At 67.2% G+C, this 23,015-nt stretch carries 26 protein-coding genes; 11 read left to right on the plus strand and 15 right to left on the minus strand.

The window, feature by feature from the left end; genetic code table 11:
* Positions 1-104: 104 nt before the first annotated feature.
* Positions 105-440, minus strand: coding sequence for an RNA polymerase-binding protein RbpA (locus tag ACFWU5_RS27435; protein WP_379243103.1), 336 nt, complete (start codon positions 438-440; stop codon positions 105-107).
* Positions 441-716: 276 nt separating this feature from the next.
* On the opposite strand from ACFWU5_RS27435, the gene ACFWU5_RS27440 reads away from it, so the two are divergent.
* Positions 717-1,043 carry a hypothetical protein gene (locus tag ACFWU5_RS27440; RefSeq protein ID WP_379243101.1) on the plus strand — a complete coding sequence of 109 codons (327 nt, stop codon included), beginning with the start codon at positions 717-719 and terminating at the stop codon, positions 1,041-1,043.
* Positions 1,044-1,106: 63 nt separating this feature from the next.
* Here ACFWU5_RS27440 and ACFWU5_RS27445 read toward each other — a convergent pair whose 3' ends face one another.
* Together ACFWU5_RS27445 and mqo are read right to left on the minus strand one after the other, a co-directional pair.
* Entirely contained in the window at positions 1,107-2,117 is a 1,011-nt protein-coding gene (locus tag ACFWU5_RS27445; protein WP_379243099.1) for a hypothetical protein, read from the minus strand.
* 147 nt (positions 2,118-2,264) lie between these two features.
* Complete coding sequence (gene mqo / locus ACFWU5_RS27450) at positions 2,265-3,692, minus strand: malate dehydrogenase (quinone) (protein ID WP_379243097.1); 1,428 nt, start codon at positions 3,690-3,692, stop codon at positions 2,265-2,267.
* Positions 3,693-3,782: 90 nt separating this feature from the next.
* Between mqo and ACFWU5_RS27455 the strand changes: the two genes are divergently transcribed.
* Positions 3,783-4,685, plus strand: a complete 903-nt coding sequence (locus ACFWU5_RS27455; RefSeq protein WP_379243095.1) for a LysR family transcriptional regulator — start codon at positions 3,783-3,785, stop codon at positions 4,683-4,685.
* A gap of 3 nt (positions 4,686-4,688) precedes the next feature.
* Here ACFWU5_RS27455 and ACFWU5_RS27460 read toward each other — a convergent pair whose 3' ends face one another.
* On the minus strand, positions 4,689-5,438 hold the full coding sequence (locus ACFWU5_RS27460) for a M23 family metallopeptidase (protein ID WP_379243093.1): 750 nt from the start codon (positions 5,436-5,438) through the stop codon (positions 4,689-4,691).
* Between the two features lie 183 nt (positions 5,439-5,621).
* Between ACFWU5_RS27460 and ACFWU5_RS27465 the strand changes: the two genes are divergently transcribed.
* Positions 5,622-5,960, plus strand: a complete 339-nt coding sequence (locus ACFWU5_RS27465; RefSeq protein ID WP_379243091.1) for an ArsR/SmtB family transcription factor — start codon at positions 5,622-5,624, stop codon at positions 5,958-5,960.
* Here the strand turns inward: ACFWU5_RS27465 and ACFWU5_RS27470 are convergent.
* Positions 5,942-6,916 carry a glycosyltransferase family 9 protein gene (locus ACFWU5_RS27470; RefSeq protein ID WP_379243089.1) on the minus strand — a complete coding sequence of 325 codons (975 nt, stop codon included), beginning with the start codon at positions 6,914-6,916 and terminating at the stop codon, positions 5,942-5,944. The genes ACFWU5_RS27465 and ACFWU5_RS27470 overlap by 19 nt on opposite strands.
* Before the next feature lie 127 nt (positions 6,917-7,043).
* On the opposite strand from ACFWU5_RS27470, the gene ACFWU5_RS27475 reads away from it, so the two are divergent.
* The gene (locus ACFWU5_RS27475) at positions 7,044-7,628 is read left to right on the plus strand and encodes an HdeD family acid-resistance protein (protein WP_379243087.1); all 585 of its coding nucleotides are present in this window, start codon (positions 7,044-7,046) and stop codon (positions 7,626-7,628) included.
* A gap of 81 nt (positions 7,629-7,709) precedes the next feature.
* Positions 7,710-8,060 carry a hypothetical protein gene (locus ACFWU5_RS27480; protein WP_379243085.1) on the plus strand — a complete coding sequence of 117 codons (351 nt, stop codon included), beginning with the start codon at positions 7,710-7,712 and terminating at the stop codon, positions 8,058-8,060.
* A 13-nt stretch (positions 8,061-8,073) separates the two neighbouring features.
* On the opposite strand, the gene ACFWU5_RS27485 is transcribed toward ACFWU5_RS27480, so the two are convergent.
* Together ACFWU5_RS27485 and ACFWU5_RS27490 are read right to left on the minus strand one after the other, a co-directional pair.
* Positions 8,074-8,874: a HugZ family protein gene (locus tag ACFWU5_RS27485; RefSeq protein WP_379243083.1), complete on the minus strand. Its 801-nt coding sequence runs from the start codon at positions 8,872-8,874 to the stop codon at positions 8,074-8,076.
* Positions 8,871-10,127, minus strand: a complete 1,257-nt coding sequence (locus ACFWU5_RS27490) for a lipase family alpha/beta hydrolase (RefSeq protein ID WP_379243081.1) — start codon at positions 10,125-10,127, stop codon at positions 8,871-8,873. The genes ACFWU5_RS27485 and ACFWU5_RS27490 overlap by 4 nt, the downstream gene beginning before the upstream one ends.
* Positions 10,128-10,253: 126 nt before the next feature.
* Here ACFWU5_RS27490 and ACFWU5_RS27495 point away from each other — a divergent pair, with 126 nt between their 5' ends.
* The 3 genes from ACFWU5_RS27495 to ACFWU5_RS27505 all read left to right on the plus strand — a co-directional run bounded on the left by ACFWU5_RS27495 (position 10,254) and on the right by ACFWU5_RS27505 (position 12,467).
* Entirely contained in the window at positions 10,254-10,541 is a 288-nt protein-coding gene (locus ACFWU5_RS27495) for a hypothetical protein (RefSeq protein ID WP_379243079.1), read from the plus strand.
* Positions 10,538-11,938 (plus strand): hypothetical protein, encoded by a 1,401-nt coding sequence (locus ACFWU5_RS27500; protein ID WP_379243077.1) that lies wholly within the window; start codon positions 10,538-10,540, stop codon positions 11,936-11,938. The genes ACFWU5_RS27495 and ACFWU5_RS27500 overlap by 4 nt, the downstream gene beginning before the upstream one ends.
* Before the next feature lie 157 nt (positions 11,939-12,095).
* Positions 12,096-12,467 carry a hypothetical protein gene (locus ACFWU5_RS27505; protein ID WP_379269761.1) on the plus strand — a complete coding sequence of 124 codons (372 nt, stop codon included), beginning with the start codon at positions 12,096-12,098 and terminating at the stop codon, positions 12,465-12,467.
* Between the two features lie 173 nt (positions 12,468-12,640).
* On the opposite strand, the gene ACFWU5_RS27510 is transcribed toward ACFWU5_RS27505, so the two are convergent.
* Positions 12,641-13,357 (minus strand): metal-dependent hydrolase, encoded by a 717-nt coding sequence (locus tag ACFWU5_RS27510; protein WP_379269763.1) that lies wholly within the window; start codon positions 13,355-13,357, stop codon positions 12,641-12,643.
* A 103-nt stretch (positions 13,358-13,460) separates the two neighbouring features.
* On the opposite strand from ACFWU5_RS27510, the gene ACFWU5_RS27515 reads away from it, so the two are divergent.
* Entirely contained in the window at positions 13,461-13,901 is a 441-nt protein-coding gene (locus ACFWU5_RS27515) for a GNAT family N-acetyltransferase (RefSeq protein WP_379269765.1), read from the plus strand.
* Between the two features lie 65 nt (positions 13,902-13,966).
* Here ACFWU5_RS27515 and katG read toward each other — a convergent pair whose 3' ends face one another.
* Both katG and ACFWU5_RS27525 read right to left on the minus strand, forming a co-directional pair.
* Positions 13,967-16,192 (minus strand): catalase/peroxidase HPI, encoded by a 2,226-nt coding sequence (katG, locus tag ACFWU5_RS27520; RefSeq protein ID WP_379269766.1) that lies wholly within the window; start codon positions 16,190-16,192, stop codon positions 13,967-13,969.
* 11 nt (positions 16,193-16,203) lie between these two features.
* Positions 16,204-16,638, minus strand: coding sequence for a Fur family transcriptional regulator (locus ACFWU5_RS27525; protein WP_379269768.1), 435 nt, complete (start codon positions 16,636-16,638; stop codon positions 16,204-16,206).
* Between the two features lie 130 nt (positions 16,639-16,768).
* Here ACFWU5_RS27525 and ACFWU5_RS27530 point away from each other — a divergent pair, with 130 nt between their 5' ends.
* Positions 16,769-17,293: a hypothetical protein gene (locus ACFWU5_RS27530; protein WP_379243064.1), complete on the plus strand. Its 525-nt coding sequence runs from the start codon at positions 16,769-16,771 to the stop codon at positions 17,291-17,293.
* 107 nt (positions 17,294-17,400) lie between these two features.
* Positions 17,401-18,447, plus strand: coding sequence for a fused (3R)-hydroxyacyl-ACP dehydratase subunits HadA/HadB (locus ACFWU5_RS27535; RefSeq protein ID WP_379243062.1), 1,047 nt, complete (start codon positions 17,401-17,403; stop codon positions 18,445-18,447).
* Between the two features lie 49 nt (positions 18,448-18,496).
* Here ACFWU5_RS27535 and ACFWU5_RS27540 read toward each other — a convergent pair whose 3' ends face one another.
* The 5 genes from ACFWU5_RS27540 to ACFWU5_RS27560 form a co-directional block, all read right to left on the minus strand.
* The gene (locus ACFWU5_RS27540; RefSeq protein ID WP_379243060.1) at positions 18,497-19,132 is read right to left on the minus strand and encodes a LysE family translocator; all 636 of its coding nucleotides are present in this window, start codon (positions 19,130-19,132) and stop codon (positions 18,497-18,499) included.
* A gap of 141 nt (positions 19,133-19,273) precedes the next feature.
* Positions 19,274-19,876, minus strand: coding sequence for an ATP/GTP-binding protein (locus tag ACFWU5_RS27545; RefSeq protein ID WP_379243058.1), 603 nt, complete (start codon positions 19,874-19,876; stop codon positions 19,274-19,276).
* Entirely contained in the window at positions 19,857-20,231 is a 375-nt protein-coding gene (locus tag ACFWU5_RS27550; protein ID WP_379243056.1) for a DUF742 domain-containing protein, read from the minus strand. The genes ACFWU5_RS27545 and ACFWU5_RS27550 overlap by 20 nt, the downstream gene beginning before the upstream one ends.
* Before the next feature lie 12 nt (positions 20,232-20,243).
* A complete protein-coding gene (locus ACFWU5_RS27555) occupies positions 20,244-20,648 on the minus strand; it encodes a roadblock/LC7 domain-containing protein (protein WP_379243054.1) in 405 nt (134 codons plus the stop codon).
* A gap of 1 nt (position 20,649) precedes the next feature.
* The gene (locus tag ACFWU5_RS27560; RefSeq protein WP_379243052.1) at positions 20,650-22,983 is read right to left on the minus strand and encodes a nitrate- and nitrite sensing domain-containing protein; all 2,334 of its coding nucleotides are present in this window, start codon (positions 22,981-22,983) and stop codon (positions 20,650-20,652) included.
* Positions 22,984-23,015 lie beyond the last annotated feature (32 nt).

Here is a 23,015-nt window from a genome sequence, read left to right on the forward strand (position 1 = left end):
GCGGCCCTGCGGCAATACCGCATGGTCGCCAGTCACTTACCCCCTGACACGTCGACGGCCGCCTTCCCACAAGGGGAGGCGGCCTTCGACGTAGCGCTGCGACCTTACCCGCGGCGGCGGGTCTTCAGGATGTCGAGACGCTCCTTGAGTAGCTCCTCGAGCTCCTCCTTGCTACGACGCTCCAGCAGCATGTCCCAGTGGGTGCGCGGCGGCTTGACCTTCTTCACCTCGACCGAGGTGCCCTCCATGAGCTGACCCTCCTGGCCGTTACGGCACGCCCAAGTGGGGGGGATCTCCGCGTCGTCGGCGAACGGGACGTCGAACTCCTCACCGTTATCGGTGCGGTAGCGGGCGATCCGGCGCGGGGCCAGGTCGTGGTCGCGATCGGTCTCGTAGCTCACCGCTCCGAGCCGACTGCCCCGGAGAACGCGATCTGCCATGTGTGCTCCTGTGTATATGGCGGCTGGTGCCGCGGTTTTCGGCGCTTGACTCCGCCTCTTCCCTCCCTACGGGTACTCCTTCGTCGCACCCTTCGGTCAGTCCATCGGCGGAGGCGCGCCGAAAACAGGACTGGGTACTACTCCAACGCGCGGGAGGGATGAACTGTTCCATTGTAGTCGTATGGTCGTGCCGACCGTGCCAGGCCCAGATCTGGATGCCCGCTCAGCGAGACCTGAACCGGCGAAATGTTTCGCGGGCCGATAGGGTTTCGCATCATGTCGCGCAGTCGCCTGCTGTCCTGCCTGTGGTGCGGGCGGGAGATCGTGGATTCGGAGTCGGGTCGGCGTCGCCGCTATTGCCGCCAATCGTGCCGTCAACGTGCCTATGAACACCGCAGCAGTCTCAAGGGGACCGGGATTCCCGAGGACGCCGTGGTGCTCACTGCGCAGGAGGCGGCCGATCTGGCTGATCGGTGGTTCGCGGCGCGGTGTGCTGCCGAGGATGTGGCTACGGCGGTGGGGGAGGGAGCCTCGGCGGCCGAGTTGGCGGAGTTGAGTGCGACGTTGGTGCAATTGGCTCGGGAAGCGGAACGGCTTCGCTGAACGCGCGAAACTCCGTGTGTCCCAGTGGAATTCGGTGGGGCACACGGAGTATTGCGGCCAGTTCTAGGTCATCAGTGACTCGCGGGCGCGCAAGTAGACAACTGTGACGCCGCCGACGACGAACAGGGCCAGCGCGGTTGCCGCGCCTGCGGTGGCGAGGTCGGGGTTGGTGAGGGCCTGGCCGCGCAGGGCTTGCCAGCACACCAGCGTGAGCAGGCCGAAGTAGCCCAGTGTCGCTACCACCAGCAGGGCGGTGCGGGTGGTTTCGGTGCGCAACCAGGGATAACGGGGTGCCAGGGCGATCAGCGCGACGGTGAGCAGTAGCAGCAACTGGATGCCGTGCAGGCCGACGAAATGCGGGATGCGCAGGTCACCGCCGACCGTGCTCCACCCGGTGATCGGCATCCCACCTGCGCTGTCACGCGCGGTGTCCCCGGCACGCACGGTGTGACCCGCCACCAACCCGACCACGGTGCCGTCGGCCTGGCGCACCAGCTGCGGCCCGGTGAACCCCATCAGATACCCGAGCATCATCGCGGCCACGGCCAACCACAGCCCCGCCTTCAACGCCACCCTGGTCGGCCGATCCGCCAGCTTCTGCCACGAAATGATCACCGCCAGAACCAGATTGGCCACGAACAACCCGGGCACCCCGGCGGCGAACACCTGCTGTCCGATCGCATTGACCGGATCGACGGAATCATTGAAATGGCTGAACGTCCCCCGCGCGGCCTGCACCGCGATGAACCCCACATCGGCCACACCGGTCACCGCGAACACGGTCCCCAACCACCAGGTAGCCCGCCGCCCCCGATGCGGCAACCGCAAAATCCACGCCAACGTCACCCCATACAACGCGAACGCGAACCCGAACTTCGCCGGCTTGAGCCACACCGACTCCCCGAGCAACACCCGATCGTCCACCACCATCCCCACCACCGACACCACCACCAGCGCCGCCATCAACGCGGAATTCACCATCAACGGCCCATGCCATGGCGCACGCTCGGAACGCGGTGCCACAACACGGAACCGAATGCGGGACAGGGTCTGAGTGAAGTCGATCGTCGCCATGAACCCAAAGTAGAAATCCGCTGTACCCCACCAAATCCCACTGAGGAACGGTTCAGCCCTCATACCCGAGTACTGCCCGAGGCCAACCCCTGGCCCGGTCGTGGCAGAACCCTGAGATCGCCAGCGCGAACTCAGGGTTCCAGGGTCCTAAGTCGAGGACACCGGGGTTTCGGGGAGCAGTTCGGTCAGCAGCGGTGACCACTCGTGGCGGCGGGCAGGGAAGCAGCGGTCGAGCAGATCGCGCATGATCGCGGGCGCGATCGACGCACCGGGGGAGGCGCCGAGCAGGCCGGCGCAGGTTCCGTCGGCGCCGGTCACCAGTTCGGTGCCGAATTCGAGCACGCCGCCGTGTTTCGGGTCGGGTTTGACCAGTTGGGCGCGTTGGCCTGCCTGGATCAGGGTCCAGTCGGCGGGGTCGGCGGTGGGGAAGAAGCGTTGGAGTTGGGCGAATTTCTGGCGGCGGGTGGCGAGCAGTTCGGTGATCAGAAACTTGACCAGGCCGAGGTTCTGTAGCCCGGCGGCGACCAACGGCACGATGTTGTGGGGGCGCAACGTGGTGAACAGGTCGGTGAGTTTTCCGTGGCGCAGGAGCCGGGTGCTGAAGGTGGCGTAGGGCCCGAACAGCAGGGCCGCGCTGCCGTCGACCTCGCGGCGGTCGAGGTGGGGGACCGACATCGGGGGTGCGCCCACTGCGGCTTGGCTGTAGACCTTGGCTTGATGCTCGGCGACGACCTCGGGATTGTCGGTGCGCAGGAACTGCGCGCCCAGCGGGAACACCCCGTACCCGCGCACTTCGGGCAGACCGGCACGCTGCAGCAGGCGCAAGGCGTATCCGCCCGCGCCGACGAACACGAACCTGGTGCGCACCTGGAACTTTCGTCCACTGTCGAGATCGCGACCGCGCACGGTCCACAGTCCGTCCTTGCCGCGCGCCAGCCCGGTGATCTCGCGACGCATCCGCACCGCATTGCCCGCCGCGCTCATCGTGGCCAGCAAAGACCTGGTCAGCGCGCCGAAGTCGATATCGGTGCCCGCACTGTGCCGGGTCGCCGCCATCGCGTCTCCGTCGGCCCGGCCGCGCACGAGCAGCGGCGCCCACTGCGCGATCACCGCGCGATCGGTGGTGAACTCCATGTCCGCGAACGCGGGCAGTTCCCGCAACGTCTCGTACCGCTGCCGCAGGTAGGCGATATCGCGTTCGCCGAACACGGCCGTGATATGCGGTGTCGGGGTGAGAAACGTGTCGGGCTCGAGCTCGCCGCGTCGCGCCAGCGCGGACCAGAACCGTCGCGACAGCGCGAACTGCTCCGCGATCCCCGCGGCCTTGGCACCGTCGGCAGGGTCGGGCATGTAGTTGAGCTCGCACATCCCGGAATGCCCGGTGCCTGCGTTGTTCCACGGATGGCTGCTCTCGGCCGCCGGTTCGCCCAGTCGCTCGAACAGTGCGATCGACCAATCCGGTGCAAGGGTGCTCAACAGTGCGCCGAGTGTGGCTGACATGATCCCGCCGCCGATCAGGACCGCGTCGAGAACGTCGTCGCCACTGCGGGTTTCGGGTCGTGTGGTGTCGTTCATGGTCGAACCTCCCGTGTGCTGTGTACGGCCATCGTCACGCGCCCACCAGCTATCCGTCCAACACGAAATCGCCGAAGATATGATCCGAATATGGATGAATACGGCGATGTCGGCGCGCAGGCCCTGGCCCCGCTGCTGGCCGCGTTCGACGCGGCCGCCGCCGAAGGCCATTTCACCAGGGCCGCCGCGCGACTGGGCGTGCCGCAATCGTCGCTGAGTCGCCGGATCAAAACCCTCGAACAGGAACTGGGTGTGGCCCTGTTCCAGCCGATCGGGCGCGGCGTGGCACTCACCCCGCAGGGACGTGAACTCTACGAACGCACGCGCGGGCTGGTCCGCGCCCTCGACGACGCGGTGCACCGGGTCCGCGCGGACGCCGACCCCGACACGGGCCTGGTCCGCTTCGGCTTCCCCTTGACACTGGGCCCCGTCAGCATTCCGTCGCTGCTGGCCCAATTCCACACCCGATCCCCCCGCATCCGCCTGCACCTGGTGCAAGCCCACGGCGAAGCACTGGCCGAACAGGTCCGCGACGGCCGCCTCGACCTCGCGGTGATGATCCCGCCCCCACCAGACCTGCCCACGGTCGACCTCGGCCGCCAACGCATAGACCTGCACGTGGCGAAAACCCACCCACTGGCGGCCCGCACCCGCATCGACCTGGCCGAACTGGCCGACGAAACCTTCATCGCGAATCCACCCAGCTACCAACTGCGCAGACTCCTTGACACCTGGTGCACCGCAGCGGGTTTCACCCCTCGCGTGGCTTTCGAGATCACCGAATTCGAAACGCTGCGCGCCCTGGTAGCCCTCGGTCAAGGCGTGGCACTGCTACCGGCCGCCGAAATCCCGAACCCGGACCTGGCGATCATCCCCATCGATGGCAAACGCGACCGCGAGGTCGGTCTGGTCTCGGGAGACCATGACTCGACGCTCGCGGTCGCGCGGCTTCGGGATTTTCTGATCGCGCGGCGGGCGGCGATCAGTGGGTAGGTATCAGTCCTGGGCGATGCCCGCGTCGACGCCACGCGCGGCAAGCCACGGGTGCGGGTCGATCGGGGCGCCGTACAGGGAGCCGTCGGGCACGTGCACCTCGTAGTGCAGGTGGGGGCCGGTGGAGTTGCCGCGGTTGCCGACGGTGGCGATGACGTCACCGGCGTTGACGTGCTGGCCGACCTGCACCAGGATGTCGTTCACGTGGCCGAACACGCCGATGGTGCCGTCGTCCTGCTGGACGCGGACCCACAGGCCGAAGCCCGTGGCCGGACCGGCTTCGATCACGGTGCCGTCGGTGACGGCGAAGATCGGGGCGCCGACCGGGTCACCGAAGTCGATGCCGTTGTGCGCGGTGCCCCAGCGGGCGCCGTAGTAGGAGGTCAGGCGGCCGGTGACCGGGCGAACGGTCTGCGGGCGCGGCGGTGCGGGCGGCGCGAGGGTCGGCAGCGCGGGCAGCTCGAGGGCTACCGCTTCGCGGTGCTCTTCCCACGGGATCGGGGCAGACGCGGGGGCCTGCGCGCTCTGGGCCTCGGCGGGGGTGTACGCGGTGAAGCGGTACTGGCCGGCATTGACAGCCTCAGTGGCATCCGCGGCGATAGTAGTAGTGGGGACATGGCTCTCAGGCTCACTGAAAGTGGCGACGGAGGTACCCACGAGTGCGGACAAAGCCACCGCACCCGCGACTACGCCTCCCCAACGACCTGCGAAGGCGTCGGAGACTCGAGCAGATAACGGGTTGGTCACGAACATGGTTATGAACGTAGCTAAACCGTAACCTTCGCGGCGAACTCTGTGGTTGCGATCACGAACCGCTATAACCGCAGTTGATCTATAACGATCCTCTAACGAAACTCTCCTTCATTGGACTCACCGGGTGAAATGCCGGTGTGCAAGATCGTTGCCGAAAACCCTCATCCCGGGGACACTGATTCAGTGGACGCTAACGGAGTTCGTGCGATCACCGCGTTATCGGACCCCACTCGGCGCGCGATCTTCGAATCGCTGCCGCAGGGCCCCCGCTCGGTGGCCGAACTGGCCACCGCCACCGGAATCACCAGCTCAGCGGCCTCCCAGCACCTACGCGTGCTGCGCGAAGCCCACCTGGTCCGCATGCGACGCGAGGGCAACAAGCACCTGTACTCCCTCGATCCGCGCGGTCTCAACGACGCTCGCGACTACCTGGAGAAGTTCTGGCCCAGCGCCCTGGCCGCGCACGCCGCCGCGCTGCGTGACGCGGCCGGTGTCGAACCTGCTCAGCCCACTCGGCGATAACGGGAACGCCCCGTGGCGGCCCATGCCTGCTTGTCCAGCTGCATGTCGACCGCGGAGATCACCTCGGGCACGCCGATTCGCAGCAACCCGGCATCGGGCGACAATCCCTCGGGGTCGCCCGTGTGCCCCGCCCACAGCACCGCGTGCCTGCCGATCAGGTGCGCGGGCGGTCCGCCCCGACGCGGCGGGGTCGGCCCGAACAGCAGCACCGTGCGGGTGCCGAACGCCGTGGCCAGATGTCCGATACCGGTATCGCCGCTGATCACCAGCGTCGCCTCGGCCACCGTGGCCGCCAGATCGGTGAGGTTCTGCCTGCCCGCCAGCACCCGATCGTCGGGCAGACCCGCCTGCGCGGCCACCTCCCTGGCGATATCGCGTTCGAAGGGGTCGCCGGTGAGCACGACATCGCGGCCCAGCACCAGCAGGTGGCGCACCACCGCGGCGAACCGCTCGGGCGGCCACCGACGTGCGGGCGCGCCCGCACCGATATGGACCACCACGCAATCGCGGCGACTGATCGAGGCCACCGGCGGCACCAAACCGAGGTTGCGGCGATCGGCGTCGATGCCTTCCCCCTCGAGCAGCCGACACCACCGATCCACCGCGTGCGCTTCGGGATCCCAGCGGGGACCGGCGAGCTTGGGCAGGGCGGGCGTGCGATGGCCGATGATCCGCGCGGCCCCGGTATCGGCCAGTGCCCGTGCGCTGGCGCCGTCGGGGCCGTGCAGGTTCACCGCCAATTCGGGTGCGGGACCGTCCCAGATCAAGGCGGCCGGGTCGGCGGTGGCGACCAGTTCGTCGACCGAGGAGATCAGGTCCACGATCTGCTCCAGCCGATGCGGGGCGGCCAGGACGATCCGGCTGCGCGGTTCGGCCCGGCGCAGGGCACGCAGAGCTGGGACCGCGGCGAGAAGATCACCGAGGCCCCGAGCTTGCAGCACGAGTACAACCGACACATTCTTCATCTACCCGGGACGGTTGCGGACCAAACGTTCGCCTGGGCAACGAGGCAGTGGTGCACGACACGATCACAACCCCAGCTACTTTCCGGAAAACCGGTGCGCGCGGGCATAACATCTCGTCATGACGACAAACACCGTGTTGGGGAGCCCGTTGACGGCTCTGGCCAAGAAGACCTGGCAAACAATTCTGGTCACCGGTTTGCTCGCGGTGGTGCTCGGCATCATCGTGCTCGTGTGGCCCGGTCCGTCTCTGCTCGTGGCGGGCGTTCTTTTCGGTATCTACATGGTTGTCAGCGGCATCTTCCAATTGGTGGCCGCCTTTACTCATCTGCCCAGCACCAGCTTTCGCGTGCTGTCGTTCATCAGTGGCGTGCTGTCGCTGATCATCGGCGTGTTCTGCTTCCGCGACGACCTGGCCTCGATCGTGCTGCTGGGTCTGTGGATCGGTATCAGCTGGCTGTTCCGTGGCATCGCGGTGCTGTTCGCGGCGATCTCCGACAGCGGTGTGCCCGGACGTGGTTGGCAGATCTTCTACGGCATCGTCAGCGCGCTGGCCGGTGTGGTGCTGATCGTGTGGCCGATCTCGTCCATCGCGACCCTGGTCTGGGTGGTGGGCATCTTCTTGATCGTCATCGGCGTCATGGAGATCATCACCGCGTTCGGTGTCCGCAAGGACTCGCACCTGCTGGACCAGCAGGCACACTGACCCCGACAACGGAGAAGTTCGTCTGAATCGGCCGGTGCCTTCGGGTGCCGGCCGTTCTCGTCTGAACTACGCTTCGCAGCTATGGAATTCGTATACAACCTGGTGGTTGTCGCACACTTGCTCGGCATGGCCGCGGTCGTCGGTGGCTTTGTCGCTTCGCGCCCGGTGGTCTCGGAGCTGATGGTCTGGGGTGCTCGCGCGCAGCTGATCACCGGCATCGCCCTGGCCGGGATGGCATCGGCCATCGACTCCCTCGGTAAAGACCCCGACACCACGAAACTGGCGGTGAAGTTGATCATCGCCGTCGCGGTAGCCGCCTTCGCGGAAATCGGTCGCGCGGATGCCAAGCGCGGCAAGCAGATCAACTGGATGACCGACGCCGCGGGCGGCCTGGCCATCGTGAACGTGTTGGTCGCCGCCCTCTGGAACTGACAAAAGACCTGTGTCAGGCGGTCGCGCGAGCCCGCTTGGCCAATTCGACTGTGGCCGAACGCAGTTCGCTGATATCTGACAGTGGTGCGGCGTAGCCGACGCGGGTGCGGGCTACGCCGCGGGGGGATTCCACACGCAGGTCCAGGCCGTAACGGTCGGCTCGTTCGCAGGTGGCGGCGATGGCATCGGGGAAGCCGCCCAGCTGCTGAGCCATCGCCAGGAGGGCTTCGGCGTGGTCGGCGTTGAGGTGAGCGATGCCGGGGGCGGACTGGGGCACGATCGGGTCCGGTTGCGCGGCAAGGTAATCCGCTGCCGAGGCCGAGTCCATTCGACCGTAGCCACCGACCCAGCGGACCCGTTCGATCCGCAACACCCACAGCGTGAAGTCGCTGTAATCGATGTAGTACTTCGCGGCGGGGATCGCGGACAGGTGGGCCGCGCGCGCGGCGTCGGCTTCGTCGCCGGTCGGCCGTTCCACGAAACCGGCCAGGGTGATCCGGGTGCCGGCCAGGGGATCGGCGGGGATGTCGGGGGTGACGATGGCGATGCTGGCGCGCGGGTCGGCGGCCAGGTTGCGGCCGTGTTCGGCCAGGCGCGACACGCTCAGCACCGGTGCGCCGTCGAGTAATCCGTAGGTGATGAACGACGCCCACGGCGCACCGTCGCCGGTGAGGCTGGCCAGTGTGCCGGTGTTGGTGCCCGCCGCGATCGTTCTGGCTTCCTCGGCCGGCGAGGGACGCGCCTCGTTGGCCAGGGGAGCGGTCGGCAGCGGAATGGCAGGTGCGTCGCCCGGATCGCCATGGTCGAGAGTCATGGCCCCAGCGTATCGACCTGGCGCGGTCGGCGGGGCGTGCTCGACAACCAGCTGTGCAGAGCGTCGTAGACGGCGTCGTGATTGAGCAGGCTGAAATGGTTCGCGGCGGGGATGTGTAGGCCGTTCACGGCGTCGAAATCCAGGCGTCGGGTGCGTCCGCGACCGGAACCGCTGCCCGACAGGACCATGCCGTCGCCGATGATCACGCCCAGCGGGTGGCGCGGGCTGTGCGTGATGGTCGTGGTGACGAAGTAGTGATCGACGTCGGGCAGCAGCGGCACTTCCTTGATCGCGCGGGCGCGCAGGTCGTCGACGTCGAGGTCGCGCCAGTCGTCGTCGACCAGCGAACCCTGGCGCAGATCACGGATGCCCGCGCTGCGTCGGCGCAACAGCTTGCTCAGCGGCCGGGTCTCGGGGAACCGATCCAGCGCGGCCGAGGCGTAGTGCACGAACTGTTCCAGCGGCGCGCCAAGATGCGGGGAGCCAAGGCACACCACCTGCCGCACCGACCGCACCCACGCTTGGCCCGATTCCTCGGCCTGATGGCAGGCGCTGCGCATGACCAGCCCGCCCATCGAGTGCCCGATCAGGCAGATCTCGTGCACGGGCATCGGCCAGCTGTCGACCAGGCGGGTCAGCAGGGCGTTGAGTTGGGCGGCGTTCTCGGAGATGTGCAGGCCGGTGTTGAAGCGGACGAACACCGGCGTGTAGCCCAGATCGGCCTCGAGGCGTTCGCCGTAGGTGGGGCGCCCGCCCAGGCGCCAGGCGTGTTCGCTTTCCACGAGCCCGTGCAGCAGCACGACCAGTTTGGTGGTCGGCACCGGCACGTGCGCGGCGAACTGTTCGGGCGGGACCGGCACGCCGTCGACGCGAAAAGTCATGGGGGAGGACAGGATCGGGGCCTCGTCCTCGAGAGTGTCGCCGATCAAACCCTGGATCGCGGCCAGCACACCGGCACCCCAGACCGTGCGCGACGGCGCGGTGACACCGGTCAGCTGAACCGCGCCCGCCACCTCGCCGACGATGAATCCGGTGCCACCCACCGCGGCGTACACCCCGTCGGTGATGGCGTCGTGCACGAGCTTCACCGGCGTCGCGGCCGGGCCGACACCCAGTCGCACCGCGGCGAAAACCCGGTCGGAGATGGCGCGATGCATGGCGGCGATCCCGTCGACCGCCCCCACGAACTCGTCACCGGCCAGCCGGGTGAGTGCCTGCACTTCGGCCTGAGATTGGGGGAGCTGCTCCGTCACGAGATCGAGAGTACAACTGTTCACTCAATGATGGCGGGAATGGGATCGGTTCGGGGACCAGCCACTGTCCCGACATTCCACTACAGTGCTGGGTGACGAACCGAATCAAGGTGGGGGTCACAGACTGTGGGCGGTTTCGAGGTCGAGATTCGTCAGCTGCGCGAAGCGGCGGGCGCGGCAGGATCAGCGGCGACACAGGCCAGGGCGGTGCACCCGGGCACCGGCTTGGACGCGATCGCGACAGCGTTGCCGGGCGGGGATGCGGCGAAGAAGGCGCCCACGCTGTCGACGACCTTCGATGATCGCGCGAAGGACTGGGCCGACGAGATCGGCCGGTGGAACACCTCGATCACCTCGGCCGCGAAGTTGTACTCCGAAAACGAGGCCGCCGCGAAAGAGGCATTCCGCAGATGAGTATCGGCTACCACGACGTTCGCGCCTGGAACGCTACGGCGCTGGACACCGCGGCCACCAACCTGCACGGTCGCCGCGACAAACTCATCGGGTTACAGGACGAGCTCGACGACGCCAGGAAACTGCCCACCTGGCACGGTCCCGCGAGCGTGCGCGCCCGCGATTCGCTGGGCGATACGCGGAACAAGGCCGAGATCCTGACCGCGGAACTGTCGGCGGTCGAACGTGCCATGCAGAACGCGTCCGACGACGTGACCGCGCTGACGACCAGGGTCGCCAACAACGACGCCCTGGCCGACACCTACCAGTTCGGCATCGCCGACAACGGCGCGATCGTGGACAACAAACCCGCCGACCCGCCGCCGAAGTCGCGGTTCGAAGCCGAAGACCGCGCCGAGACCCGACGGCACCGCGAAACCATCCGGGTGCAGCTCGAGCGCGAAACCAAGGCGATCCTGGTCACCGCGACCAACATCGACACCGCGCTGGCCCGGGTGATGCAGCTCGCGCAGGACCGCAAGATCAGCGACCATGGCGCGACCACTCTTGACGGCGCGCGCAAGGGCGGAGAGATCGACGCCGAGGTGATCGAGATGGAGCAGGCGCTGCGCGACGCCGGGCTGCTGACCGGGCCGCCGGCGTCGGGCTACTACCGGCAGTGGCTGGAAAACGCTGTGCGCCGGGGTGTTTCGATCGACACGATCAAACAGATCATCACCGAACACCACATCACGCCCGAGGACTTCAAGGTCCTCGACGGCTTGGAAGAGATCCGCGAGGACGAGGACGGCGACGGGATCTTCAAGTCGTACTTCCTGTTGCCGACCGGCATCAGCGGAGACGACGCCGCCAAAGCGGTGCGCATGACCTACCTCCTCAACGCGGGCACCGACTACGGCACCGAAGGCGAAACCACCGACTTCGCGCCGACCCCGTACGGATCCGCGGAACTGCGGCGCATCGCCGAGCGGCAAAAGGAGAACTCCTGGAGCTACGACGACGACGTGGGCTTCGTGCACGGCAACGGCGGACGGCTCGTGACCACTCCGAACGGCATGATGATGGGCCTGGGCGGCAACGTTGTTCAGGACGTGTACAGCCAGAACGGGGGCACGGCCTGGGGTGACACGTTCATGCTGAACATCGATGACCCGAAGGATCCGGCGCAGCAGCTTCGCGAGGTGGCGTCGTCGGGTCACGCCTGGTACGCGGGCGATGCCGGGCCGTCCCGGGGGAGCCTGGACCTGGATCGGCTCCTGCATCACGAGGAGCGGCACTCCCAGCAATGGGCCGAGGAAGGGTATGCGGGGTTCCTCGCCTCCTATGTGTGGGAGCAGGCAACCGGCGGCAACGAGACCGAGGAAGAAGCGGGACTTTCCGATGGTGGCTATCACTAGGGTTGTCTGCGCTGCCTTGCTCGTGGCGATGACCGCAGCGTGTGACAACACAGCGCAATTCGCGCCGTCGCTGCCGCCGGCGGCCGGATTTCGCGTCGATGACGGTGTTTTGAAGGTGTGGACGGGGACTCCGTGTGCGGGGGTCACGGGGCTGCGGTTGACCTTCGACTCCGGTACGGGGGACAGCGCCGAGCAGGTGTGGAGTGCGCCGCGGCCGGGGGTGGTGGTGGAGCACATGGATCTGTTGCGGACGTCCGGGGGGTCTTCGTCGGATTCGGTTGGGCCGCTTCAGGTTCAGAAAGCGCTGCCCGTCGGTTATGACTGGACATCGGCGGGGTCGCTGTCCTTTGCCGTGGACGGTCCGACATCCAACGGTGCTCATGTCGATGTCGCGGCGGTGCTGCGGGAGTCGGGGGAGCACCCTGCCGGAAGTTATCTGTTCGGGCAGCGGGGGTGGATGGATGCGTCGGAAGTTCAACGGGAGAACCGGAATTCGTTTCTGACGGTCTGTACGCCAGACCCGAAGTAAGGACGGTGCGCTCTTGAAAAGTTCGCTGCCTGGTCGTAGTCCATCGTGATACAGCGATATGCGCATCAAACTATGTATGCGACCAGGGTGCTGAATAGGGGAACCGGCTACGCCGGCCTGGCTGGGGAAGTGGTCGCCCTCGAGGCGGCGGGACCGACCCGCCGCCTCGACACTCACGGTCGATGCATGATCGCGTACCAGAGCGCACCCATCGCACCCAGCACGAAAAGCGGTGAGATAACCCAGGTTTCGACCCGGTTCCCGGTCCGCTCGATCAACGGCACCCGGGTCCGCAACGGAAACGGCCACAGCAACCGGCAACCCCGATCCGTGAGGCAGTCCCCGAGCAGATGCGCCAAACACCCCAGCCCGACGCACACCGGCAACCACACCGGCCGATCGACGATCCAATGATCGACAGCGAACGTGCCCGCCGACGCCAACACGATCACGGTCCCGTACGTGCGCACACTCTTGCCCGGCGGACACAGATGCAACGACCGCACCGCCAGCGCCAGCAGAAAGAACACCAGACTCAACGTGAACGGCCGCCCCCAATAGTGCTCGCCCGCCCACGTAGCGGCCACCGCCGCGACCACGAACAACAACGAATGCGTCCCGTGCCGATGCCCACCCGACACCCACGAGATCAACCGGCACAGGTGATGCGAAACAGGCCCCAGCACATGCGAAATCGTCCCACTGGGATGATCCGCGTCCGGCAACAACGCCGCCCCCGCGGTGAGAAAAGTCCCGATAATGAGCTCGGCGATCCCGAATTGCGTTGTCTCGCTGTCGACCAAGGGAAAAGCGGCCACCGTCAGCGGCAACGCCGCAGCGGTCCCCGCCCACGCCAGCGCCCCACTCGTCGCATGTGAATGTCCTAGCACCGCCGCAACGTTAGAGGAACTCACTACCCGAACGCATATGCCGTGGACAGCAACTCTGGCCGCTAACCTTTCGGCCATGCAGGATTGGGAGGTGCGCCCTGCCGTGCTCGCGGATGTGGAGTTGATCGCGGAGTTGCGTGCGGTGACGATGCGGTCGGATCTGGAGCGGCTGGGCCGCTACGACGAGCGGCGGGTGCGGCAGCGGCTGCGGGATGGGTTCATCGCAGAGCACACCTCGGTGATCGAGGTGGGTGGTGTCTTTGCCGGCTGCGTCGCGCTCAGGCCGGCCGACGAGGGGCACTGGCTCGAGCACTTCTACCTGGATCCAGGTCGGCAGGGCGCAGGAATCGGTTCGGCTGTGCTGAGTCGGATACTCGCACGCTGCGACCGAGAGCGGATTGTCGTCCGAGTGAACGTTCTGCGCGGCAGCCCGGCCCAGCGGCTCTACCTCCGACATGGGTTCAGCGTCGACAGCGAGACACCCATCGACATCTTCATGCTTCGCGCCCCGCAACGGCAGGACCAGCACCACCTGAACGGATAGGACGTGACCGGGTTGGAAATGCCCTGCGAATCACCAGGATTCGCAGGGCATTTCGGTGTGGTGGATCAGACCAGGTCGAACCGGTCCAGGTTGCTGACCTTGGTCCACGCGGCGACGAAGTCGTGGACGAACTTCTCCTTGGCGTCGTCGGTGGCGTAGACCTCGGCTACGGCTCGCAGTTGCGAGTTGGAGCCGAAGACCAGGTCGACGCGGCTGCCGGTCCAGGTGACGGCGCTGGAGGCGCGGTCACGGCCTTCGTAGACGTTCTCGTCGGCGGCGGACGGGGTCCATTCGATGCCCATGTCGAGCAGGTTGACGAAGAAGTCGTTCGTCAACGCGCCGGGGGTTTCGGTGAACACGCCCAGCGGCGAGGACTGGTAGTTCGCGCCGAGCACTCGCAGGCCACCGATGAGCACGGTCATTTCCGGGGCGCTGAGCGTGAGCAGGTTGGCCTTGTCGATGAGCAGGAATTCCGCGGGGATCTGCGCGTCCTTGGACACGTAGTTGCGGAAACCGTCGGCCGGGGTCTCGAGCGCGTCGAACGACTCGATGTCGGTCTGCGCCTGCGTGGCATCGGTGCGGCCGGGCGAGAACGGCACCGTGACCGGGAAACCGGCAGCCTGAGCGGCCTGTTCGACACCGACCGCACCGCCGAGCACGACCAGGTCGGCGAACGACACCTGCGCGCCGCCACCCGCGTTGAACGACTCCTGGATGCCCTCGTAGACCCGCACCACCTGCGCGAGCTCGTCGGGCTGGTTCACCGCCCAACCCGCCTGCGGCTGCAGCCGGAGGCGACCACCGTTGGCGCCGCCGCGCTTGTCACTGCCACGGAACGACGACGCCGCCGCCCATGCCGTGGTGACCAGCTGGGCGATGGACAGCCCCGACGACTGGATCTGACCCTTGAGCGCCGCGATCTCGGCGTCGCCGATGAGCGGGCCGTTCTGGGCGGGCACGGGGTCCTGCCACAGCAGTTCCTCCGACGGCACCAGCGGGCCGAGGTACCGCACGATCGGCCCCATGTCGCGGTGGGTGAGCTTGTACCAGGCGCGTGCGAACGCGTCGGCGAACTCCGCGGGGTTGTCCAGCCAGCGGCGGGTGATCGGCCCGTAGATCGGGTCGAACCGCAGCGACAGGTCGGTGGTGAGCATGATCGGTGCGCGCTTCTTACCCGGGATGAACGGGTCGGGAACGGTGTCGGCGCCCGCGCCGTCCTTGGGAATCCATTGGTGCGCGCCGGCCGGGCTCTTGGTCAGCTCCCACTCGTACCCGTAGAGGGTTTCGAGGAAGTTGTTGTCCCAGGTGATGGGCGTGCTGTTCCAAATGCCTTCCAGCCCACTGGTGATCGCGTCCTCGCCGACCCCGGTGCCGAATTCGCTCTTCCAGCCCAGCCCCTGCAGTTCCAGCGGCGCGGCCTCGGGTTCGGGACCGACATTATCGGCGGGGCCCGCACCGTGGGTCTTGCCGAAGGTGTGCCCGCCCGCGATCAGCGCGGCGGTCTCCTCGTCGTTCATCGCCATCCGGGCGAAGGTCTCGCGGATGTCGACGGCGGCGGCGATGGGATCCGGATTGCCGTTGGGCCCTTCGGGATTGACGTAGATCAGACCCATTTGCACTGCGGCAAGGGGTCGTTCGAGGTTGCGGTCACCGGTGTAGCGTTCGTCGCCCAGCCAGGTGTTCTCCGGACCCCAGAACACGTCTTCTTCGGGCTCCCACGCGTCCACGCGGCCGCCACCGAAGCCGAAGGTTTCGAAGCCCATCGACTCGAGCGCGACGTTGCCGGTGAACACGATCAGGTCGGCCCAGGACAGCTTGCGGCCGTACTTCTTCTTCACCGGCCACAGCAGACGACGCGCCTTGTCCAGGCTGGCGTTGTCGGGCCAGCTGTTGAGCGGGGCGAACCGCTGCATGCCCGCGCCCGCGCCGCCGCGACCGTCACCGACCCGGTAGGTGCCGGCGGAATGCCAGGCCATCCGGATGAAGAAGGGACCGTAGTGGCCGAAGTCGGCGGGCCACCAGGGCTGCGAGGTCGTCATGACCTGTTCGATATCGGCCTTCACCTGCGCCAGATCCAGGGTGGCGAACTCCGCGGCGTAGTCGAAATCGGTGCCCATCGGGTTGGCCACAGCCGGATTCTTCTGCAGCAGAGTCAGATTGAGCTGGTTGGGCCACCAGTCACGGTGGCTGCCACGGGCGTCGGTGGACGCGAAGGGCCGGTGCATGACCGGGCAACCACTGTCTCCGGGTTCCGTGTTGGCTTCCGCGATAGGTGGGTGTTCCTGGGGCACGGTGGATCCTTTCAGGAGGGTGATGATGATGTCGTGCATTCGGGGCACCGGCCCCAGTAGATGACCTCGGCTTCGTCGACGACGAAACCGTTGTCATCGGGGGCAGTCAGACAGGGCGCGTCGCCGACACTGCATTCGACATCGACGATCACCCCACAGGATCGGCACACCAGGTGATGATGGTTGTCGCGCACACGGGTCTCGTAGCGCGCGACGGTGCCCATCGGCTGGATCCGCCGGAGCAGTCCGGCGCTGGTCAGGGCCCGCAACACGTCGTAGACGGCCTGTTGGCTCACGGCGCCGAGGCTGGCTCTGACCTGGCCCAGGATGGTATCGGTGTCGGCGTGCGGATGCTGGTGCACGGCAGTCAGGACCGCCAGGCGTGGCGCGGTGACGCGCAGCGAGGCTGTGCGCAACATCCGTTCGAAGTCCGATGTGGTGGACACATTCCAGAGTATGACTCATTCCAGATGGGCGGGGGAGAGGTTTGCGCGATGAGTTGTGCTGACATTTCGGGCATTTCGCGCAATACTGACGCGGAGGCTGGGCTCGGGGAGTCCGGTCCATGAGCGTGGGGTGTCAACGTTGAAAAGTCAGTGGTATGCCGTGTCCGCGATCGCGGCGGCCCTTGTTGTCGGTGGTTGCGAGTCGGGTCAGTCGACCGGCGCCGCGTCGACCAGTTCGTCGACCGCGAGCACGCCCCAGAGTCTGGTCATCCCGGAGGTGCCGTCGCTGCTGGATCGTCGCGGCGAGAACGGCGAGGTGGTGCAGCAGAACGGGCTCAACGGTGCGGGCACGTTGAAGATCGAGAACGGCAACAGCAGCGATGTCGCGGTCGTGGTCACCAACGGCGACCCGAAGAACCCGCAGGCCACGATCTACGTGCAGGGCAATTCCAACGCCACGCTCAGCGGAATCGACGGCACGTACTACGTCTACATGAAGTCGGGCAAGGACTGGGATCAGGCCACGCTGGGGTTCACCCGCAACCGTGATTTCTCGAAGTTCGACGACTCGTTCGACGGTGATTCGGACTGGACGATCACGCTGCAGCCCTCGGTGGGTGGCAACGCGAGCACCAGCGACGTACCCTCCTTCTAGCCGCGTCGGGCGGGCATGGAACTGTGAACTGTGCCAACAAATACCCGGCCCGACTGCGCGTCGACTAGCCTCCCGGGTGTCCATCCCCCGAACGAAGGTGATTCATAGTGACTTCCGTAGTCGATGCCCGCGCTGTCGATGCCCCGGATACCGCGTCGAAGGTAGGGCATTACTACCGGGTCGACGGCGTGTACGAGGTCGGTCGCGAGAAGATTCGCGAGTACGCGCGTGCGGTGCAGGACTTCCATCCCGCCCACTGGGAGGACGAGGCGGCCGCAGCGCTGGGCTACCCGGGTGTGGTCGCGCCGCTGACGTTCGTGTCGATCCCGGCGATGGCGGCCAACAAGCTGCTGTTCGAGTCGGTGGTCGTGGGCTATGACATGTTCGTGCAGACCGAGCAGGTCTTCGAACAGCACAAGCCGATCGTGGCGGGCGACCGTCTGGTGGTCGATGTCGAGCTGACCTCGGTGCGCACGGTCGCGGGCAAGGACCTGATCACCGTCACCAACACGTTCGTCGACGAACTGGGCGAGACCGTGCACACCATGCACACCACGGTCGTGGGCATCACCGGTGAGGACGGCGCCGATCCCGAGATCACCGCCGCGGTGGAGAACATCATGCTGCACGGCGTGAAGGTGTTCAGTCAGGACCGCAGCGCGCAGGTGGAGACCACGCTGCGCCCCGAGGGCGAGGTGCGTTTGTCGGTCGAGGGTGCTGCGCGCGTCCCGAGCACCACGATGTCGTTCGACGAGCTGACCGTGGGCGACGAGCTGCCCCTGCGCGACGCCCGGATCTCCCGCGGTGACCTGGTCAACTACGCGGGGGTGTCCGGCGACAACAACCCGATCCACTGGGACGAGAAGATCGCGGGCCTGGCCGGTCTGCCCGACATCATCGCCCACGGCATGCTGACCATGGGTCTGGGCGCGGGCTTCGTGTCCAGCTGGTCGGGCGACCCGGGCGCGGTCACCCGCTACGGCGTGCGCCTGTCGAACTACGCGATCGTGGCCAGGGAAGGCGGCGAGGTCGAGTACGCGGGCCGCGTGAAGTCCCTCGATCCGGCCACCCGCACCGCCGTGATCGCCATCGTGGCCAAGTCCGGCGGCCGCAAGATCTTCGGCCTGGCCACCGCGAACCTGCGCTTCCGCTGAGTTCTCGCTGTCGCGGTGGACCCGGTCGCCGGGTTCGCCGCGACAGCTGTCAGTGGGTGCCCGCGAACGCCACGCTGGTGCCGAGGCCGATGATCATCGCGCCACCGGTGCTGCCCACGGCTTCCAGGCGGCGAGGGGAGCGGGCGAACCAGCCGCGCGCGGTGGCCGCCAGTACTGCCCATACGCTGTCCGACAGCATTTGAATGGCGAGGAAGATCGCGCCGAGGACCAGCAACTGGGTGGTCAGCGGACCCGCGGCCGGCTCGGCGAACTGCGGCAGCACCGCCCCGAAGAACACCACAGTTTTCGGGTTGGTCGCCCCGACGACGAAACCCTGACCGAGTAGTCGGCGACCCGACACCGCGGGCGCGGAAGCGTTCATCGCCGTCGCGAGTTTCTTGCGGTCACGAATCGCGGTGACACCCAGGTAGATCAAATACGCGGCACCGATCACTTTCACCACAGTGAACAGCACCGTCGACGCCATCAGGACCGCACCCAACCCCACCGCGACCACCACCAACGGCACCGTCGACCCGGCCACCGCGCCGGCGACCGTGAGAATCCCCGACCGCCGCCCCAACGTCAGCGCCCGCCCGATCGCGAACAGCACGTTCGGACCGGGGATCACGATGATGATGAACGCCGCGACGGCGAACGCGACCGCGTTGGACAGTGGCACCATCGACGGAACTTAACAGTTTCAGCCAGGGCGGTCGAGTGGATATCGCGGTGGCTACCAAAGGCATTGGTACGTCACATGTTTCAGCCGCGCAGTGCCGGGAGGGGGTCAGGCCGAGCCCCGCGCCGGGCTCGGCCCAGCCGCTCAGGTGGTGACGGGGGTGCGGGCGGCGCGGTCGATCAGGTACTCGACCAGGTGGGTCAGCACCGCCTTGGCCGAGGGTCGGTCGCGGGCGTCGCATAGGATGACCGGGGTGTTGGGGTCCAGGTCCAGTGCGTCGCGGACCTCGTCGACGGTGTAGCGCGGGGCGCCGTCGAAGCAGTTCACCGCGATCAGGAACGGCAGGCCGCGCCGTTCGAAGAAGTCCACTGCCGCAAAGGAATTGCTCAACCGGCGGGTGTCGGCGAGCACGATCGCACCCAGCGCGCCACGGCACAGCTCGTCCCACAGGAACCAGAAGCGGTCCTGTCCGGGCGTGCCGAACAGGTACAGCACCAGGTCCCGGTCGATGGTGATGCGGCCGAAGTCCAGTGCGACCGTGGTCGTGTGCTTCTGCTCCACCCCCGACAGGTCGTCGACGCCGGTGCTGACCTCGGTGATCAGCTCCTCGGTGCGCAGCGGCGCGATCTCGCTGATCGAGGCCACCATGGTGGTCTTGCCGACGCCGAAGCCACCGGCGATGAGAATCTTCACCGAGGCGGCCAGGTGCTGGTCGCCTGCGGTCGGGTCAAAGTTTTCGGATGCCATCCAGAACCGCTCGCAATATGTTGAGGTCACCGGCACCGGCCTGCGCCGTTACTGGAGCCCGGAAGATGAGGTGGCCCTCGGCGATGAGATCACCGACGAGGATCTTGGTCACCGCCAGAGGCAGTTTCAGCACGGCCGAGACCTCGGCCACCGACTGGGGACGCTTGCACAGCTGCGCGATCGTCCGGTACTCGGGTTCTGGCTTGCGCAGGGTGGGGGCGGGATGTACTGCCACCACCACCGTGAGCATGTCCAGGTCGTGCGCCGCACCCATGGTGCGACCGCGGGTCACCGCGTACGGCCGGACCAGGGGTCCGGCCGCGTCGTCGAACCACGGATCGCCGAGTCGAGTCATTGTCGAAACTTTCTATAGCTGCGCATGCCCGTGCCGCGGTTCCGCCGACAGATAATTGCCGACCCGCGTCACGGTGAGATTCATTTCGTAGGCGACCATGCCGAGATTCGCCGACTCGGTGGCTTGCAGTGCCAGACAAGCGTTTTCGCCCGCCGAGGTCACGAACAGCACCGCGCGATCGAGCTCGATCACGGCCTGGCGCACGCCACCACCGTCGAACCGGGCGCCCGCGCTGCGCGCGAGACCGTACAGGGTCGACGACATCGCGGCGAAGTGTTCGGCGTCTTCACGCTTCATCTGCGTGGAGCGACCCAGCAGCAGTCCGTCGGTGGACAGCACGACCGCGTAGCGGACCCCTGCCAGCCGGTCGACGAGATCGTCGAGTAGCCAGTTGAGATCACCGGGGGAAGAGTTCACCTCAGCCTTCCTGTTCGTCCTGTTTCGAGGTGGCCGCTTGGTTGCGACCCTGACGGGTGCCGTTCTCGATCGCGGACATGATGTCGCGCGCCTGTTCGGCGGTGCGGGGGCGTTCTGGTGCGCGCGGCGCCGGTTCGACGGCGGGCTCGGCCAGTTCGGGCGCCAGGTTGGACTGCCTGCTGCGCCGCGGCAGGGCGGGCCGGTCGTCGGAGTCGGGCTCGGTGTCGAAGCGCGGGGCCTGCACCGCGGGGATCTGCGGGGCGGGCGCCATCGGTCGCGGGGTCGGCGGGTCGGCGACCAACGTCGCCACGGGCGAGGGCGCGGATTCCAGGGCGGGCAGCGGTTCGGACGCCACGGGCAGACCGCGACGCAGCGGACCGGTCATCGCGGGCGGCACACTGGCCATCTCGGCCTCCCCGGCCAGCAGCTGCTGGGGGATGAGCACGATGGCGCGGATGCCGCCGTAATCGGATTCGCTCAGCCGCACCGAGACCCCGTGGGCCAGCGCCAGTCGCGCGACCACGAACAGACCCAGACGTGAGTCCGACGACAGCGTGCCGACGCCGAAGTCCGGCGGATCGGCCAGCATGGCGTTGTAGCGGACCAGTTCCTCGGAGCTCATGCCCATGCCCTGGTCGGTGATCTCCACGACCACACCCTTGCCCACGACGTTGCCGCCCGCTTCCACGCGCGACTGCGGCGGGGAGAACGCGGTGGCGTTGTCGACGAGTTCGGCGAGCAGATGCACGAGGTCGGCCACCACGGCGCCCACGACAGTGACCTCGGGCAGCTTGGTGACGCGCACCCGCGCGTAATCCAGGGTCTCGCCGATGGCGCTGCGCACCACGTCCATCACCGGCACCGGGTTGCGCCACTGACGGCCGGGGCGTCCGCCGCCGAGAATGATCAGGTTCTCGGCGTTGCGGCGTTCGCGGGTTGCCAGGTGGTCCAGTCGGAACAGCGTCTCGAGCAGGGCCGGATCCTCTTGTCGCCGTTCGGCTTCGTCGAGGATCTCGAGCTGCCGGTGCACCACGATCTGGCTGCGGTGCGCGATATTGAGGAACACCGCGCGCACGCCCTCGCGGGTGCGGGCTTCGTCGACGGCGGCACCGATCGCGGCGGCGGCGGCGTGCTCGAACGCGTCGGCGACCTGGCCGATCTCGTCGCTACCGAAGTCCAGCTTGGGCGAGGTGGCCGCGGCGTCGACCTCGCCACCCTCGCGCAGGGTGCGCATGGTGGCGGGCAGCTGCTCGTCGGCCAGCTGCAGCGTCTGGGTGCGCAGTCGACGCAGGCGGCGGATGATCCGGTTGGCCAGGATCACCGCGACCAGGAACACCAGCACACTGAGCGCGACCACGCCACCACCGGCCAGCAGCGAGGTGGTCTGCGCGTTGTTGGCGGAGTCCGCGGCCAGCGTCTGCACGATCTTGTTGTGTCCCACATACAGATCCAGCAGCGCGCTGTTGACGAAGCCGGTGGCGTGCTGCCATTCCGCGGGCGAGGCGGGCAGCGGGGTCAGGGTGCCCGGCTTGGCGCCGATCGCGGCGGGGTCGGAGTAGCGCACGATCAGCGCGGAGTTCATCGCGATGACCTGCTGCCACTCGGGGCTGGCCATCAGCGCGGTGATCTGTTCGCGTTCGCCCGGCTCGAGCTGCGGTGTCAGCGCGACCAGACCGGTCTGGAAGTGACCGCTCTGGCGCATGAACTCATCCAGCGGAATCGCGAGCGCGCCGTCGGCGGCCATCAGGGCGGTGCCCAACGTGTTGGCGCGCGACATCGATTCGATGACCGCGAGCAGTCGGTCGCCGTAGGTGGCCTTGACCGCGAGTTCCGCCGACGGCGCCTGCAGCGAGGCGACATTGGACCCGGCGGAGAACTTGTCGATGACAGTGTTGAAGAAGAAGTAGGCGTCGGGCGTGGGCAGCATCCGCGCGTCCACGGCGGCGCGGATCTGGGTCTGCGCCTGCAGGAACTGGTCGTAGGCGGCTTGGCTGTCGCCGATATCGACGCCGTTGACCGAGCGAAGCTTCTGCACCGCGACGTTCATCTTGGTGAACGAGTCGTCGGCGCGAGCGCGCGCGCCGGGCAGCGCGGGCGCGGCGGTCTCGTCACCGGCCAGCAGCGCCAGTGTCAGCGACCGTTCGGACTGGAAGGCTTCCAATTGCTCCTGGACCGGACTGACCATCGACTGCAGTTGGTTGGCCCACGCTTCGGCCTCGTTACTCTGCTTGACCAGGTATCCGGCCGCGCCGACGCCGACCACCACCAGAGTCAAACTGGGTATGAGGGCAATCGCCAGAATCCGGGTTCGCACACCGAGTCTCGCTAAGAACATCGCCACAACGTAACGGAATCGTTGCACATCTG

Source organism: Nocardia sp. NPDC058640, assembly GCF_042716995.1.
Classification (GTDB): domain Bacteria; phylum Actinomycetota; class Actinomycetes; order Mycobacteriales; family Mycobacteriaceae; genus Nocardia.